The organism is Saccharothrix obliqua, from assembly GCF_019375475.1.
Classification (GTDB): domain Bacteria; phylum Actinomycetota; class Actinomycetes; order Mycobacteriales; family Pseudonocardiaceae; genus Actinosynnema; species Actinosynnema obliqua.
In genome coordinates, this window is the sequence record NZ_JAHXGQ010000009.1 from 129625 (window position 1) to 144875 (window position 15251).

General features: G+C 72.3%; 14 protein-coding genes and 1 tRNA gene. 5 read left to right on the top strand and 10 right to left on the bottom strand.

Translation table 11 applies throughout. The features are described 5' to 3' along the window. Nucleotides 1–183: 183 nt before the first annotated feature. On the top strand, nt 184–1140 hold the full coding sequence (locus KZQ38_RS26130) for a CobW family GTP-binding protein (protein ID WP_219445416.1): 957 nt from the start codon (nt 184–186) through the stop codon (nt 1138–1140). Nucleotides 1141–1197: 57 nt separating this feature from the next. On the opposite strand, the gene KZQ38_RS26135 is transcribed toward KZQ38_RS26130, so the two are convergent. Then, nucleotides 1198–1274 (bottom strand) — tRNA-Leu (locus KZQ38_RS26135). Between the two features lie 117 nt (nt 1275–1391). Here KZQ38_RS26135 and KZQ38_RS26140 point away from each other — a divergent pair. Continuing rightward, nucleotides 1392–1613: a DUF3618 domain-containing protein gene (locus tag KZQ38_RS26140; RefSeq protein WP_219445418.1), complete on the top strand. Its 222-nt coding sequence runs from the start codon at nt 1392–1394 to the stop codon at nt 1611–1613. Nucleotides 1614–1619: 6 nt separating this feature from the next. On the opposite strand, the gene KZQ38_RS26145 is transcribed toward KZQ38_RS26140, so the two are convergent. Next, a complete protein-coding gene (locus tag KZQ38_RS26145; protein WP_219445420.1) occupies nt 1620–2234 on the bottom strand; it encodes a TetR/AcrR family transcriptional regulator in 615 nt (204 codons plus the stop codon). 51 nt (nt 2235–2285) lie between these two features. Further along, a complete protein-coding gene (locus KZQ38_RS26150; RefSeq protein ID WP_219445422.1) occupies nt 2286–2576 on the bottom strand; it encodes a hypothetical protein in 291 nt (96 codons plus the stop codon). A 224-nt stretch (nt 2577–2800) separates the two neighbouring features. Here KZQ38_RS26150 and KZQ38_RS26155 point away from each other — a divergent pair, with 224 nt between their 5' ends. Further along, nucleotides 2801–3835 carry a zinc-binding dehydrogenase gene (locus KZQ38_RS26155; RefSeq protein WP_219445424.1) on the top strand — a complete coding sequence of 345 codons (1035 nt, stop codon included), beginning with the start codon at nt 2801–2803 and terminating at the stop codon, nt 3833–3835. A 4-nt stretch (nt 3836–3839) separates the two neighbouring features. Here the strand turns inward: KZQ38_RS26155 and KZQ38_RS26160 are convergent, their stop codons facing one another. Continuing rightward, a complete protein-coding gene (locus KZQ38_RS26160) occupies nt 3840–4448 on the bottom strand; it encodes a TetR/AcrR family transcriptional regulator (protein ID WP_219445425.1) in 609 nt (202 codons plus the stop codon). 50 nt (nt 4449–4498) lie between these two features. Here KZQ38_RS26160 and KZQ38_RS26165 point away from each other — a divergent pair, with 50 nt between their 5' ends. Then, entirely contained in the window at nt 4499–6001 is a 1503-nt protein-coding gene (locus KZQ38_RS26165; RefSeq protein ID WP_257902267.1) for a flavin-containing monooxygenase, read from the top strand. Between the two features lie 5 nt (nt 6002–6006). On the opposite strand, the gene KZQ38_RS26170 is transcribed toward KZQ38_RS26165, so the two are convergent. The 5 genes from KZQ38_RS26170 to KZQ38_RS26190 form a co-directional block, all read right to left on the bottom strand. Further along, entirely contained in the window at nt 6007–6723 is a 717-nt protein-coding gene (locus KZQ38_RS26170; RefSeq protein WP_219445427.1) for a type 1 glutamine amidotransferase, read from the bottom strand. Beyond that, nucleotides 6720–7898, bottom strand: a complete 1179-nt coding sequence (locus KZQ38_RS26175; RefSeq protein WP_257902268.1) for a MurT ligase domain-containing protein — start codon at nt 7896–7898, stop codon at nt 6720–6722. Before KZQ38_RS26175 ends, KZQ38_RS26170 begins: the two co-directional genes overlap by 4 nt. Nucleotides 7899–8007: 109 nt before the next feature. Next, complete coding sequence (locus tag KZQ38_RS26180) at nt 8008–8490, bottom strand: helix-turn-helix domain-containing protein (RefSeq protein ID WP_219445436.1); 483 nt, start codon at nt 8488–8490, stop codon at nt 8008–8010. A gap of 146 nt (nt 8491–8636) precedes the next feature. Then, complete coding sequence (locus tag KZQ38_RS26185) at nt 8637–9305, bottom strand: SanA/YdcF family protein (RefSeq protein WP_219445438.1); 669 nt, start codon at nt 9303–9305, stop codon at nt 8637–8639. Nucleotides 9306–9363: 58 nt separating this feature from the next. Further along, entirely contained in the window at nt 9364–10821 is a 1458-nt protein-coding gene (locus KZQ38_RS26190; protein WP_308258596.1) for an LCP family protein, read from the bottom strand. Between the two features lie 628 nt (nt 10822–11449). Between KZQ38_RS26190 and KZQ38_RS26195 the strand changes: the two genes are divergently transcribed. Then, complete coding sequence (locus KZQ38_RS26195) at nt 11450–14362, top strand: glycine--tRNA ligase (protein WP_219445779.1); 2913 nt, start codon at nt 11450–11452, stop codon at nt 14360–14362. A gap of 539 nt (nt 14363–14901) precedes the next feature. Here the strand turns inward: KZQ38_RS26195 and KZQ38_RS26200 are convergent. Then, a complete protein-coding gene (locus KZQ38_RS26200) occupies nt 14902–15087 on the bottom strand; it encodes a hypothetical protein (protein WP_219445441.1) in 186 nt (61 codons plus the stop codon). Nucleotides 15088–15251: the final 164 nt, after the last annotated feature.

A 15251-nucleotide genomic window follows, 5' to 3' on the forward strand; every position in this document is an offset into this window, starting at 1 on the left:
GCCATGCAGCGGACCGCACAACGGGGTGTGGAAAACCCCAGTGCGCCCGCCGCGGCCGGCTCGCTCCGGTGGCGGGACGGCGTGCCCTCCCGTCGGCCGGGCGTGTGCTGCACCACCTCCCGGGAAGTGGGTGCCCCGTGACCGGTGCCGGAAACCCCCGCGCCACCGGCTAGCATCGGCGGCGTGCAGCGGGTCCCGGTGATCGTCGTGGCGGGTTTCCTCGGTTCCGGCAAGACCACGCTGCTCAACCACCTGCTCGCCGGCGCGCGCGGCACCCGGGTCGGCGTCGTGGTCAACGACTTCGGCGCGATCGGCGTCGACGCGATGGCCGTGGCCGGGCAGGTCGACTCCACCGTCGCGCTGAACAACGGGTGCCTGTGCTGCGCGGTCGACGCGAGCGGGCTGGACGAGATGCTCGCCCGGCTCGACTCGCGGGTCGACGTGATCGTCATCGAGGCCAGCGGCCTCGCCGAGCCGCAGGCCGTGGTGCGGATGGTGCTGGCGAGCGGGAACCCGCGCCTGTCGTACGGCGGGTTGGTGCTGCTGGTCGACGCCGCCGAGTTCCCCGCCGACCTGGAGCGCCACCTGCGCGTGGCCGACCTGGTGGTGCTCAACAAGGTCGACCGGGTGCCCGACCCCGGCCCGCTGCTCGCCGAGATCGACCGCCTCAAGCCGGGCGCGCCGGTGGCCGCGGTCGAGCACGGCCGGATCGACCCGGCGCTGCTGTTCGACACCCGGGAACGGCCGCGGCACGGCCAGCTCTCGTTCGACGACCTGGTGGCCGACGAGGAGCACGACCACGTCCACCACCAGGCCGTGGAGTTCACCGGCGGGGCGATGGACCCGTTGCGGCTCATGGCGTTCCTGGACACCAGGCCCGCCGGGCTGTACCGGATCAAGGGTTTCGTGCGGTTCGACGTGCCCGGCCACCGGGACCGGTTCGGCCTGCACGCGGTCGGCGCGTTCCTCCGCTTCGAGCGCGGGTCGTGGGGGCGCGCGCCGCGGCGCACCGAGCTGGTCCTCATCGGGACCGACCTGGACGCCGCCGCGATCCGGGCCGACCTCGCCGCGTGCGCCGAACCCGACCCGGCGGCGGTCGACCCGGCCGCGATGCTGGAGGTCCTGCGGTACCTGGCCTGAGCCGGGGCTGCCCCACGTTTGCCCCACGCCCGTCTTCGATCAGCGCGTTGTGGCTGCTGGTGGGGCCGGAGAGACTCGAACTCTCACTGGCACGGACCTAAACCGTGTGCCTCTGCCAATTGGGCTACGACCCCGCACCGCCAAGCCTATCGGCCGGCCCGGCCGGCTGTAACGAGGGACACCCCGCGCGCCCCGTCGAACGGCCGGCCCGGGTCTGAACTACGGTTGTCGGCAGACCGCAAGGAGGAGATGTGGCGCGCGACCCCGACACCATCCAGCGCGAGATCGAGCAGGCTCGCGACGCACTGGCCGTGACCCTCGACGAGCTGGGCACCAGGGCCAACCCGCAGCGCTTCGTGGAGGCGGGCAAGGACAGCGTGCGCGCGAAGCTCGACGAACCCAAGATCCGGTACTCGCTGATCGCGGTGGCCGTGCTCGTCGGGTTCGCCTTGCTGCGCAAGCTGTTCCGCTGACGGCTGCTACTGCCCCTTGCCGACCAGGGGCAGCAGCACCTGCTCGACCACGCGGTCGACGAACGGCAGGTCGAGCGGGTCGCCGGTGAGCATCAGCCGGTAGATCAGGGCCGCGCCCGCCAGCTCCACCGCCATGCCGCGCGGCGCGTCGGCACGCAGCTCGCCCCGCTCGTCGGCGCGCTCCAGGATGCGGCGCAGCACGTCGCGCTGGGCGATCAGGAACGTGTCCCGGAAGGCGGTCGCCAGTTCCGGCTCGTGCGGCAGCTCGCCCACCAGCGCCTGCGCGGCCTTGCCGATCGGGCCCGACAGGAAACCCGCGAACGACGCCAGGAACTCACGCAGGTCGCCGGCGAGCGAACCGGTGTCCGGCTCGGCCAGGTTCTCCGTCGCGAGGTGCGTGCACGTGTCGATGACGAGGTCGAGCTTGGACTCCCACCGCCGGTAGATGGTGGCCTTGCCGGCACGGGCGCGCGCGGCGACGGCGTCCATCGTCAGCGCCCGGTAGCCGACCTCCGCCATCACCTCCAGCGCTGCTCGGCGGAGCGCGTCGTCGCGGCTGGCGTCCCTGGGTCTGCCTCGTTGCGGGGATCGCGCGGCCCCGCTGTACACCGGTGTGGCCATGTCTGCTCCCGTTCGCCTTTGGCGGGACATCCTAGGCGGGAGCGACCTGCCTCAGGGGTGGATTGCCTGGTCGTGAGCGGTGCTCGTGTCGGGTGGCACGGTCAGCCCGTGGCGGGTGTGCAGGTAGGCCACGGAGAACGCGAGCGCGTCGCCGTCGAGCATGTGCACGACCGTGCACCGGTTGTGCCCTCCGGTGAGTTCGTCCACGAGCTGGTCGGCCTGGACGCGGGCCGCGATGAGGCCCGGTGCGGTGGCGGCGAGCGCGCGGTCGCCGCGGCGCACGGTCACCGCCCAGTCGTCGCCGTCGCGCCGGTAGTCCGCGGTGATCGGGAGCATGAGCATGGCAAGACCTCCGTCCTGGCACCCAATCTGACCGGCAATCGGTCGCGATCATGCGGTCAGTCCCTCTAAGGAGTGACGATCAGCCCCTGGTAGCGCGGAGTAGCGCCCCCGAGTTGCGCGGCGGGATTTCTTCGGGCCGTTGCGGAACGGGTTGGTGGGACGGGTGCGGGTTCGCCAGGATGGCCGCCGTCATCGACCCCCTGTGCGCTGCGTGAGGAGAACCGTTGCGGGCTACCACGATCCACGGTCCGAAGGACATCCGGGTGGAGGAGGTGCCGGACGCCGCGGTCCGGCACCCCGGCGACGCCGTCGTGCGCGTCGAGCTGGCATGCATCTGCGGCAGCGACCTCTGGGGCTACCGGGGCGTTTCCCAGCGCGTGCCCGGCCAGCGGATCGGGCACGAGTTCCTCGGCGAGGTGGTCGACGTCGGTACCGGGGTGACGTCCCTGCGCGCCGGCGACCGCGTGCTCGCGCCGTTCGCGTGGAGCGACGGCACGTGCCCGCACTGCGCGGCAGGGCTCCAGTCGTCCTGCCCGGACGGCGGGATCTGGGGCACCGGCGCCGCCGACGGCGGCCAGGGCGAGGCGGTGCGGGTGCCGTTCGCGGACGGGACCCTGGTGCGGTTACCCGAAGGCGTGGACGACGCCCTGTTACCCGCGTTGCTCGCGTTGACCGACGTGATGGGCACCGGTCACCACGCGGCGGTCGCGGCCGGGGTGGGTCCGGGCTCGACGGTCGTGGTCGTCGGCGACGGCGCGGTGGGGCTGTGCGCCGTGCTGGCGGCGAAGCGGCTCGGCGCGGAACGGGTGATCGCCCTGGGCAGGCACGCCGACCGGGCGGCGGTGGCGCGGCGGTTCGGCGCGACCGACCACGTGCCGGAGCGCGGTGACGAGGCCGTGGCGCGGGTGCGGGAGCTGACCGGTGGGCTGGGCGCGCCCGCCGTGCTGGAGTGCGTCGGCACGGACCAGTCGTGGCGGACCGCGATCGGCGCGGCACGCGACGGCGGGCGGATCGGCTACGTCGGCATCCCGCACGAGGCGCCGCACCTGCCGCTGCGCGAGCTGTTCGAGCGCAACGTCTCGGTGGCGGGCGGTGTCGCGCCGGCGCGTGCCTACCTGCCGGAGCTGATGGCGGAGGTGCTGGCGGGGGAGTTGGACCCGTCCCCGGTGTTCGACCAGGAGGTGCCGCTGGCGGACGTGGCGGCCGGGTACGCGGCGATGGACGAGCGCCGCGCGCTCAAGGTCGTGGTGCGGCCGTGACGGCTCAAGGGGCGAGCCGGCGTCCCACGCCGTGCCACACGATGTCCATCACGTAGTCGGTGGCGAGCGCCGGACCCACCTCGGGGCGGCGCTCGCACCACAACGCGAGGCGTTCTGCGGCGCCGACCACGACCTCCGCGAACGCCTCCGCCACCACCGGCGCCGCGCCGGGGTCGAAGCCCGCGAAGACGGCGGCGATCAGGTCCGTCTGCTGCCGCCGGATGCCCTCGACCTCGGCCACCGCGGCCGGCACGGTGACCGCCGCCTCCTGCCGGAGCAGCGACCACGACCGCCGGTGGTCCGCGATGAACCCGAAGAACGCCAGCAGGCCGCGGCGCAACACCTCCTCCGGGCCGTCCGCGCCGGTGATCGCCCGCCGCGTGCGCTCCAGCAGCTCCGCCCGCGCCCGGCGGACGCACCCGGTGAGCAGGCCCTCCTTGGACCCGAAGTATTCGTAGAGCATCGGCTTGGACACGCCCACGCGTTCCGCGATCTCGTCCATGGACGCCGCGACGTAACCGCGCTCGGCGAACACCTGCTCCGCGACGTCGAGCATCTGCGCCTTGCGCTGCTCCTTGGGCATCCGCTTGCGACGCGGCTCCGCGGTGGTCACCCGGCGCACACTACCGCAGGTAACTTACTTCCAGTAACCTACTGGGCAGTATGCAGCTGGACTTGGAGGACGGGATGCACCGGAAGGTCGAAGTCCTGGTCATCGGCGCGGGGTTCGCCGGTCTCGGCATGGCGATCGAGCTGCTGCGCGTCGGCCGGCGTGATTTCGTCGTCCTGGAGAAGGCGGGCGACCTGGGCGGCACCTGGCGCGACAACTCCTACCCCGGCTGCGCCTGCGACGTGCCGTCCCACCTGTACTCGTACTCGTTCGAGCCGAACCCCCGGTGGACGCGGGTGTTCGCCACCCAGCCCGAGATCCGGGACTACCTGGCACGGGTCGCCGACAAGCACCGGCTGCGCGACCACATCCGGTTCCGCACCGAGGTGTCCGGCGCGCGCTGGGACGAGGACGCGAAGGTCTGGCACGTCGACACCAGCCGCGGCGACACCTACACCGCGAAGGCCGTCGTGGCGGGTGTCGGCGCGTTGCACATCCCGAACATCCCGGAGTTGCCCGGCGTGGACCGGTTCCGGGGCAAGGCGTTCCACTCCGCCCGGTGGGACCACTCGTACGACCTCAGGGGCAAGAAGGTCGCCGTCATCGGCACCGGCGCGTCCGCCATCCAGTTCGTGCCGCGCATCGCGGACGACGTGGCCCGGCTGACCGTGTTCCAGCGCACGCCGCCGTGGGTCATGCCCAAAGCGGACCGCGCCATCACCACGTGGGAGCAGAAGCTGTTCCACGCCCTGCCCGGCACGCAGCGGGCGTACCGGAACCTCGTGTACTGGACCAGGGAGTCGAGCGCGCTCGGGTTCGCCGTCAACCCGAAGATCATGGAACTCGCGCAGGGCATCGCCCGGCGGCACATGCGTGCCCAGGTGCCCGACCCGGAGCTGCGCGCCAAGCTCCTCCCCGACTACACGATGGGGTGCAAGCGGGTCCTCATCTCCAACGACTACTACCCCGCGCTCATGAAGCCCAACGTGGACCTCAACACCGCGGGCATCGCCGAGGTGACGGCGCACGGGATCGTGGACGGGGCGGGGGTGACGCACGAGGTCGACGCCATCATCCACGGCACCGGGTTCCACGTCGTCGACGGCTACGACCACCTGGACTTCCGGGGCAGGGGCGGCGTCGACCTGGCCGGGCGGTGGCGTGAGCAGGGGATCGAGACCTACTACGGGATCACCGTCTCCGGCTTCCCCAACCTGTTCTTCCTCCTCGGCCCCAACACCGGCCTGGGCCACAACTCCGTCGTGTTCATGATCGAGTCGCAGATCCGGTACGTGCGGCAGTGCCTGGAACTGCTCGACCGGCACGACGCCGACGAGATCGACGTGCGGCCCGACGTGCAGGCGCGGTTCAACCGGCGGTTGCAGCGCAAGCTCGGCAGGGGCGTGTGGACCGAGGGCGGGTGCAAGAGCTGGTACCTGGACGCGCGGGGCGTGAACCGGACCGTGTGGCCCGGGTTCACGTGGCGGTACTGGATGCGGACCAGGAAGGTGCGTGCCGAGGACTACGCGCTGACCCGCGCGCGGGCGCGGGTGTGAGCGGGTCAGACGCCGGCCGCTTTGGCCCGTTCCGCGCGCAGCGCCGTCACGGCGGGGAGGTCCAGCGGCGCGAGCCGCGTTCCCGTGGCCCACTCGATCAGCAGGTCCGCCAACTGCGGGTTGCGCGGCAGCACCGGCCCGTGCAGGTACGTGCACAGGATGCGGCCCTGCACCGCGCCCTCCACCGAGCCGTCGTTGCCGGTGCCCACCTTGACGTGCGCCAACGGCCGCGCGGACGGGCCGAGCACGGTGCGGCCCTGGTGGTTCTCGAACCCGGTCAGCAGGCCCTCGAACAAACCGTCCGCGGGCGTCGCGACGACCTCGCCGATCGCCCGGGTGCCACCCGCGTGCGACGTCGAGTCGATCAGCCCGAGCCCGGCGTGCGTCACCTGGTCGGCCCGCGTGAACGACTCGCCGAAGATCTGGATGCCCGCGCACACCCCGAGCACCACCGCGCCGCGCGCGGCGGCCCGCTGCATACCGGGGTGCTCGCGCAGGTGCCGCACGGCGAGCGTCTGCGCGGTGTCCTCACCGCCGCCGACCACGTAGATGTCGCACGAGTCCGGCACGGGCTCGCCGAAGTTCACCGACACGATCTCGGCCGGGATGCCGCGCCAGGTCATGCGCTTCTCCAGCACGACCGCGTTGCCGAAATCGCCGTACGTGCCCAGCAGGTCGGGCAGCACGAGCGCGATGGAGACCCTGCTCTGCGGTCGGTTCACTGGGCGGCCCTCGCGTTCAGGTCGCGGAAAGCGGTGTAGTTGGCGATGACCTCCACCGCGCCCGGCGGCATCGCGTCGATCGCCTGCAACGGGTCGGGCACGATCGTGTGCTCCACCTCGGCGTAGGTCAGCCGGACCGCGAGGTCCGTGGCGCGCTCGCCGGACGCGATCACCTGCCGCCCGCGCAGCCGCTCGAACGGCACGTCCCACAGCCACGACAGGTCGCGCCCGTCCGCCTCGTGCGCGTTGATCACCAGCACGGCCGGGTGGTCGGCCTCGCGCACCACGGTGAGCGTCTCGCTCCAGCCCGCCGGGTTCTTCGACAGCAGCAGCCGGGCGCGGTGCCCGCTGCGCTGGATCGTCCGGTAGCGGCCCGCCACGTTCGACACGGCGCGCAGCCGCTCCACGGCCTCCGGCACGGGCACGCCCAGCGCGTCCGCCGCCGCGACCGCCATCACCGCGTTGGCCTGGTTGAACTTGCCCGGCAGGCGCAGCGCCAGGCCGACCTTCTCACCACGCGGCGTGATCAGGAAGCCGTCCCCGGTCACCCAGTCCGGCCGCGGCCGGGCCAGGTCGCAGCCGGTGCACTGCCAGTGCTCGCCCTGCCAGCGGATCGGGTCGCCGCACCGCGGGCAGGACGCCGCGTCGTTGTGCCACCCGGTGCCGGTCGCCACCCACACGACGCGCCGCGCGTCCCGGGCGGCCGACGTGACCATGATGTCGTCGCAGTTCGCCACCACCACGCCGGGCACGCCCGCCAGGGCCGTCCGCAGCGACTTCTCGATCGTGCGGACCTCGCCCACCCGGTCGAGCTGGTCGCGGGACAGGTTCAGCAGCACCGCCACCGCCGGCGCGGACGCCCGGCATACCTCGGGGAAGTACCCCTCGTCCACCTCCAGCACCGCGTACGGCGCGTCCGGCTGCTTGGACAGCGCCGTCACGTGCCCGTCGGGCATGTTCGCGCCGCCGTGGTTGGTCGCGACCGGACCCAGGTGCGACACGGCGCGGCTGAGCATCATCGTGCTCGTGGTCTTGCCGTTCGTGCCGGTGACGAGGGCCACCGACCGACCGGACGTCAGGTGCGCCAGCGCCTGCGGGTCCAGCCGGAGCGCCACGCGGCCACCGATCATGCCGCCCGCGCCCAGGCCCATCTTCTGCGACAGCTTCGAGCTCATGTTGCCCAGCCGCACGGCCGCCGCGGTGCGCAGCGGCAGTCGGGCAGGGTCTGCACCAGGAGTGTTCGGCAAGCGACTTCCCGCGTCGGTAGGAGGAGTGCCGCCGATGCTACCGGGGGACGTGGTGGCCCAATTCCCGCAGGGTCCGGATCAAGTCCGCGGTGCTGAGCTGGCACAACTGCGCCATGTACTCCAGCGCCGGCGGGTCCAGCCGCACCTCGGCCGCCTGGCCCGGCACGAGCTGCGCCAGCCTCCCCTTGGCCCACCGGCGCAGCGGCAGCAGGTGCGGTCGGGTGTCGGCCACGACCGCGGCGAGGTTCACCGCCAGGTGCCCCGCGGGCGCGTCGCCGAAAACCCGGTCGTGCACCCTGGCCAGCACGTGGTGCGGGGGCACGCCGAGCGCGACGCAGATCTCCACGAGCCGGACCACGGAGCACTGCCGGGTGCCCAACTCGTAGGTGGCGAGCGTCTGGAGCGAGATCTCGCTCTGCAACCGCCGGTTGAGTTCCTTGCGGGTCCATCCGCGCTGCTTGCGCAGGTTGCGCAGCTCATCGCCGAGCACGCGCTGGTACGCCGCTGTGTCGATCTGCACCCTCTGGTCCTCCATGTCCACCGGGGCCCCGACCGACCCCACGGAGATGGAAAGCGCGACGCGGCGTCCGCTTACGCGACTCGCCCCAAACATCGCCTGATCGGCCCAATGGAGGAGCACTCACAGTAGTTGTGGAGTGGTCCCGTTCACAGCGTGAGCGCCTCGGTCACACCGGTCTCCCGCGGACCGAGGAACGTCGGGTCGCGCTTCACGACGAGCCCGTCCCACAGGGCCTTCCCGCTCGCGAACGCCTCCCGGAAGTAGCCGTACGCGGTCGTCCGCGTCGACTGGTCCCAGGTGTCGTGGCCGACCCCGTACGCCTCCAGCCCCGCCTCCCGGCACAACGTCACCGCGCGTGGCAGGTGGAACTCCTGCGTCACCACCGTGGCCTTCGACACGCCGAAGATGCGCTTCGCGCGGGAGCACGAGTCCCAGGTGTCCAGGCCCGCGTAGTCGGCGACCACGGCGTCGGCCGGCACGCCGTGCTCCACCAGGTAGGTCCGCATCGCGCTCGGCTCGTCGTAGTCGACGCGGCTGTTGTCGCCGCTGACCAGCACGACCTTCACCTTCCCCCGCTGGTAGAGGTCCACCGCCACGTCCAGGCGGCCCGCCAGGAACGGCGTCGGCCTGCCGTCGCGCAGGCCCGCGCCGAGCACCAGCGCCACGGGGGTCTCGGGCACCTCGGCGGTCGAGTCGTAGCGGTAGGCGGAGCTGGCCGCCAGCACCCAGACCCAGGGCGCCAGGGCGAGCACGGTCAGCACACCGCCCGCGATCAGCACGCGTGACCACCGGATGCGCCGGATGAGGGTCCTCATGTCCGGGAAGACGTGGGAAGGGGGCGGGCGGTTGCGATCACGCGGCTCGGTTCACGGCTCAGTTCACGCAGCGCACGCCGTCGGCCGTGATGGGCGGCTGGGTGCTGGTCGGCTGCCGCAGCGCGTCGGCGCCCACCGGGTGGCGGAGCGCGCCGTCCAGGTTCAGCAGCCGGTCGCCGGTCAGGTTCTGCGTCCCCGGACCGGAGTAGTCGCTGCCCACGAACACCCGTGCGTAGCCCGCCGGGACGGTGTCGTCCTGCTCGGTGGGGATGCCGTCCAACGCCTCCGCCACGGCCGCGGCGGCGGCCTCGCCGCCCTTGCCGTAACGCACCGCGGACGACGCCATGGTCTCGTCGGCGTTGCGCGCGCCGCCGTCCACGAACTTCTTCGCCACCAGCGACTGGAGCACGCGCCCCGCGAGCCCCGCGCGGCCCGAGGCGTTGCGCACCTCCACCGTCACGGTCGCGGGGTCCACCGCCGGCGTCGACTGCCCGGCGTTCGCCGCACCGCCGAGGTTGCGGAAGAACTTCTTCACCTCGGACTCGCTGATCTCGATCGCCTGGCCGTCCTCCGGCGTGTCCAGCTCCGGGTTGCCGGTGGGGATCGTCTCGAACTGGAGGTTCCCGCCCGACAGGTCCTTCATCTGGGTGGCGAACCGCAGCACGTCCCAGTCCTTGTCCAGCACGATGGACTTGGTCAGCGCGTCGATGAGCCCGCTGAGCTTGCCGGGGTCGGACAGCGTGCCCGCGGACAGGATCTTCTTCGCCAGGCCCGCCATGAACACCTGCTGGCGGACGATCCGGTCCAGGTCGCCACGCAGCAGGCCGTGCCGCTGGCGCACGAACGCGAGCGCGTCCCGGCCCTCGATGGTCTGCGGACCGGCCTTGAAGTCGGCGCCCGAGAAGTCGTCCTGGGTGGCCTCGTTCAGGCAGACGTCCACGCCGCCGACGGCCTTGGTGATCTCGTAGAAGCCGACCAGGTTGATCTCGGCGTAGTGGTCGATGGTGACGCCGGTGAGGCCCTCGATCGTGCCGATGAGGTTCCGCGCGCCCTCCTTCTTCGAGTCCAGTTCGAGCTGCGCCTGGTTGGTCACGCCCTGCTTCTGGAGCTTCGCCACCGCGTCGTTCTTCGCGTACCCGTACGCCGAGTTGATCTTGTGCCGCCCGTAGCCGCCGGCGATCTTCACGTACGAGTCGCGCGGGAACGACACCGCCACCGCCTTGCCGGTGTCGTTCGGGATGTGCATCAGGATCAGGGTGTCGGTGTTCAGCCCGCCCGCCGTCTCGTCACCGGCCTGGAGTTCGTCCAGGACGTGCTGCGGCAGCGGGTTGCCCTTGGCGTCGGTGCGGCTGTCCATGCCCACCATGAGGATGTCGATCGACCCGTCCTTCGGCCGCTCGCCACCGCCCTCGGTGCCGATCACGTCCGTGGTCGTGAGGTTCTCCTGCAAGGACTTGAAGTTCGCCCACGCGTAACCGGAGCCGATCAGCACCGCCACCGAGAAGAACGCCGTCACGGTGCGGCGGATCAGGGCCGCGGAGCCGAGCGGCGGGCCGGAGGGGGTGCGTGCGTAGGGCGGACGGGTGGGGCGTGCCTGCCCGGCGGCGCGGTTCGCGGGGGCGGGGCGGGTGGAGCGGTCTGCCGGGCGTCGGGGTTCGTGGCGGGGTGGGATTCGCCCGTTCGGGGCGCGGTTGGGCGTGCGGGGAGCGCCGGGGCGGGGTGCGCCGCTGTCCTGGGCGCGTCGGTCCGGTGGGGGAGGGACGCGTCGGGGTTGCTCCCGCCGGGGCGGCTCGCGCCGGGGTTGCTCGCGGCGGGGCGGCTCGCGGCGCGGTTGGTCGCGCCCGGGCGGCTCGCGGCGGGCCTGGTCGCGGGGGGTCTGGTCGCGGCGGGCCTGGTCGCGGTCGCGGTGGGGGTGGTCGCGGTGGGGGCGTCCCCACCCGTCCGGCCGGTTGTCCACTCGCGATGCTCCTTCCCGTGCCGGGTGTCCCCTGTCGGACGCCCCGGCCCCCACTGGGGTTGCCCAAAGCGTGGCACAGCGAACTCTGGTGACGAGGTGATACCGGGTCTTGACATGCGGTGAACAGCGAAGTAGCCCGATTGTGAACTTGGGTGTGCCTCGTTCGTAGACTTCGCCCGTGCTCACGATGCAGGACGCGCTGCTCTCGCTGACCAGGTACTGGACCGAACGGGGCTGCCTCGTGGTCCAGCCGTACAACACGGAGGTCGGCGCGGGCACGCTCAACCCGGCCACCGTGCTCCGCGTGCTGGGCCCCGAGCCCTGGCGGGTGGCGTACGTGGAGCCGAGCGTGCGCCCCGACGACGCCCGGTACGGCGAGAACCCCAACCGCCTCCAGACCCACACCCAGTTCCAGGTGATCCTCAAGCCCGACCCCGGCGACCCGCAGGAGCTGTACCTCGGCAGCCTGGAAGCGCTGGGCATCGACGTGCGCGCGCACGACGTCCGGTTCGTCGAGGACAACTGGGCCTCGCCGGCGCTGGGCGCGTGGGGCCTGGGCTGGGAGGTGTGGCTGGACGGGTTGGAGATCACCCAGTTCACGTACTTCCAGCAGGCGGGCGGCATGGCGCTGGACCCGGTGTCCGTGGAGATCACCTACGGCATCGAGCGCATCATGATGGCGTTGCAGGGCGTGTCCCACTTCAAGGACATCGCCTACGCGCCGGGCATCTCCTACGGCGAGGCGTTCGGCCAGGCCGAGTACGAGATGTCGCGGTACTACCTGGACGACGCGGACGTCGAGGCCAACAAGAGGCTTTTCGAGGAGTACGCCGACGAAGCCCGCCGGATGCTGGACGCCCGGCTGCCCGTGCCGGCGCACAACTTCGTCCTGAAGTGCTCCCACACGTTCAACGTGCTGGACGCCCGTGGCGCCATCAGCACCACGGAGCGGGCGCGCGCGTTCGCCCGGATGCGTGGCCTGGCCCGCGAGGTCGCGGCGTTGTGGGCCGCGCGCCGGGAGGAGCTGGAGCACCCGCTGGGCGTGGTGCCGCCGCTGCCGGCCGCGGTGGCGGGCGAGCCGGCGGGCCGGACCGAGCGCCCCGAGACGCTGCTGTTCGAGATCGGCACCGAGGAGCTGCCGCCGGCGGAGGTGACGCGCACCGTCGAGGCGGTCCGCGCCGCGGTGGCGCAGAAGCTCGCCGCCACCCGCCTGGGCCACGGCGAGGTGGTCGCGCACGGCACGCCGCGGCGGGTCGTGGTGCTGGTGCCGGACGTGGAGCCGCGTGAGCCGGACGCCGAGAAGACGGTGCGCGGTCCCCGCGTGTCGGCCGCGTTCTCCCCGGATGGGCAGCCCACCAAGGCCGCGCAGGGCTTCGCGCGTGGCCAGGGCGTCGACGTGGCCGACCTGAGCCGGGTCACCGAGAACGGCGTCGAGCACGTGGCGGCCGTGCGGACCGAGGTCGGCGGCGACGCGGTCCGGGTGCTGGGGCCGCTGCTGGCCTCGGTCGTGGCGGAGCTGCGAGCCGAGAAGAACATGAAGTGGAACGACCCGAAGCTGTCGTTCACGCGCCCGATCCGCTGGCTGCTGGCGCGGCTGGGCGAGGTGCCGGTGCCCGTGGCGGTGTCGGCGCTCGCGTCCGGGACCACGACGAGGGTGCACCGGACCGCCGCCGAGCCCGTGGTGGAGGTGCCGCGGGCGGACGGGTACGTCGAGTTCCTGGCCGAGCGCGGGATCGTCGTGTCGGCGGAGCGGCGGCGGGCGACGATCGTGGCCCGCGCGGAGGAGCTGGCGGCCGGGGTGGGCGGTGTCGTCGACTTCGGCGACCTGCTGGACGAGGTGACGAACCTGGTCGAGCAGCCGACGCCGATCCTCGGCTCGTTCGACGCCGGGTACCTGGAGCTGCCGCCGCAGATCCTGACCACCGTGATGCGCAAGCACCAGCGGTACCTGCCGGTGCGGGGAGCGGGTGGCGAGCTGCTGCCCCACTTCGTGGCGGTCGCGAACGGGGCGGTGGACGAGTCGGTCGTGCGTGCCGGCAACGAGGCGGTCCTGCGTGCCCGGTACGAGGACGCGGCGTTCTTCTGGCGGGCCGACCTGCGCACGCCGCCGGCCGACATGAAGGCCGGGCTGGAGAAGCTGACGTTCGCCGACAAGCTGGGGTCCATGGGTGACCGGGCTCGGCGGATCGCGGCGTTGAGCGTCGCGTTGGCTGATGTGGTCGGCGGTGCCGATGATGTGCTGCGTCGCGCAGGGGAGCTGGCGAAGTTCGACCTCGGGTCGCAGATGGTGGTCGAGCTGTCCAGCTTGGCCGGGGTGATGGCGCGGGAGTACGCCCTGCGCGCCGGCGAGCCGGAGGCCGTGGCGCGGGCGCTGTACGAGATGGAGCTGCCGCGGTCGGCCGGTGACGCCCTGCCCACCACGCGGGCCGGTGCGCTGCTGTCGCTGGCGGACCGGTTCGACCTGCTGGCCGGGTTGTTCGGGATCGGGGCCAACCCGACCGGCAGCTCCGACCCGTTCGGGCTGCGGCGGGCCGCGTTGGGCGTGGTGAGCGTGTTGCGGGCGTTCCCGGAGTTGCGCGGGATCACGGTGTCCCGCGGGTTGGAGCTGGCCGGTGGGGCGGGTGACGTCGCCCGGGAGTTCGTGGTTCGGAGGTACGAGCAGCAGTTGCTCGACGCCGGGCACGACCACCGGTTCGTGCAGGCGGTGCTGGTGCTGGCCGATGCGCCGGCGGTGGCTGACGAGACGCTGGCCGAGTTGGGTGGATTGGCTTCCGACGAGGCGTTCGGGGAGCTGGTCGCCGCGTTGCAGCGGGTTCGGCGGATCGTGCCCGCCGGGGTGGTTGCCGAGTACGACGCCGGTGCGCTGGTCGAGCCGGCCGAGTTGGCGTTGCACGAGGTGGTTCGTGGTCTGCCTCGTGGGGTGACCGGGCTGGGTGAGTTCGTGCGCGGGGTGGACGGGTTGGCCGGTGCGGTCAACCGGTTCTTCGACGAGGTGCTGGTGATGGCTGAGGACCCGGCGTTGCGCGCCGCTCGTCTGGGGATGCTCGCGGTGGTGCGGGATGTGGCCGCGCCGGTGCTGGATTGGGCGGCGTTGGGGTAGGGGTGGGATAAAAACAACGCTCGCCGCTTGGCAGGCCGCCAAGGAGAAGTGTGAGGGTCGTGTTCTCCCCGTATGGCCTGGTCAGAGACAACCACCCTCGTTCCCCGGGCGCAAACGAAAAGCGTGTTTGCACCCGGGGAACGAGCGCGGTTCGCTGGCGCGCAGGCCATACGGGGAGAACACGACGGCTAGCCGTCTGGCCGGAGCCCGACCCCTTGCTGAAGACGGGTGGCCGGAGCACCTGACCTCGGTACCCCAGCCGACCCTCCGCCCGGTCCGCCTCGCTTCCTGCCGACGCCCGGCCCGCCTCGCTTCCTGCCGACGCCCCTGTCGCCCCCGGTCTGGGGGCGCGCCCTCTGCGGCGGCTCAGCGCTGCACGGCCCGGCGTCAACCAGTCTGCGCATTTGGCCGGCCAGGCGGTCCCGTCGCCGGTGGCCCTCCCACGTGTGGTCCCGTCACTCGTGGTGGCGTGCTCTGTCGCTGGTGTCGCCGGTGCCAGTGCCGGTGTCAGGCTGCCGGCTCGGGTGGGTGGGGGCTGCCTACCACTCGCGGTTGGCCGACGTGGTGCTGGTCGTGGGCTCCTCACCGCCGAGCTGGGCGGGTGCCACGGCGGCGACATCGGCGGCACTCCCGCCCCGGGCCGCGGCCGGCTGGGCCGTCGCGAGCAAGGCCGCCACCGCCGCCGCCAGCGCCACCGCCGAAGGAACGATTCCGCGTCTTCTCACGCTGTCTCCTCACACCGATCCGGTTGCTTCGCGCGCCACCATGGCACAGAAAATCCTTCGTTGTCAGAGGTCGTTCGTTGGCATCCGGCAACGTAGCCGAATGTACGCAGAGCGTGACTTTTTCGATATTGGTAACGCTGCTGCCTGCGGGTTCGATGGTCCCT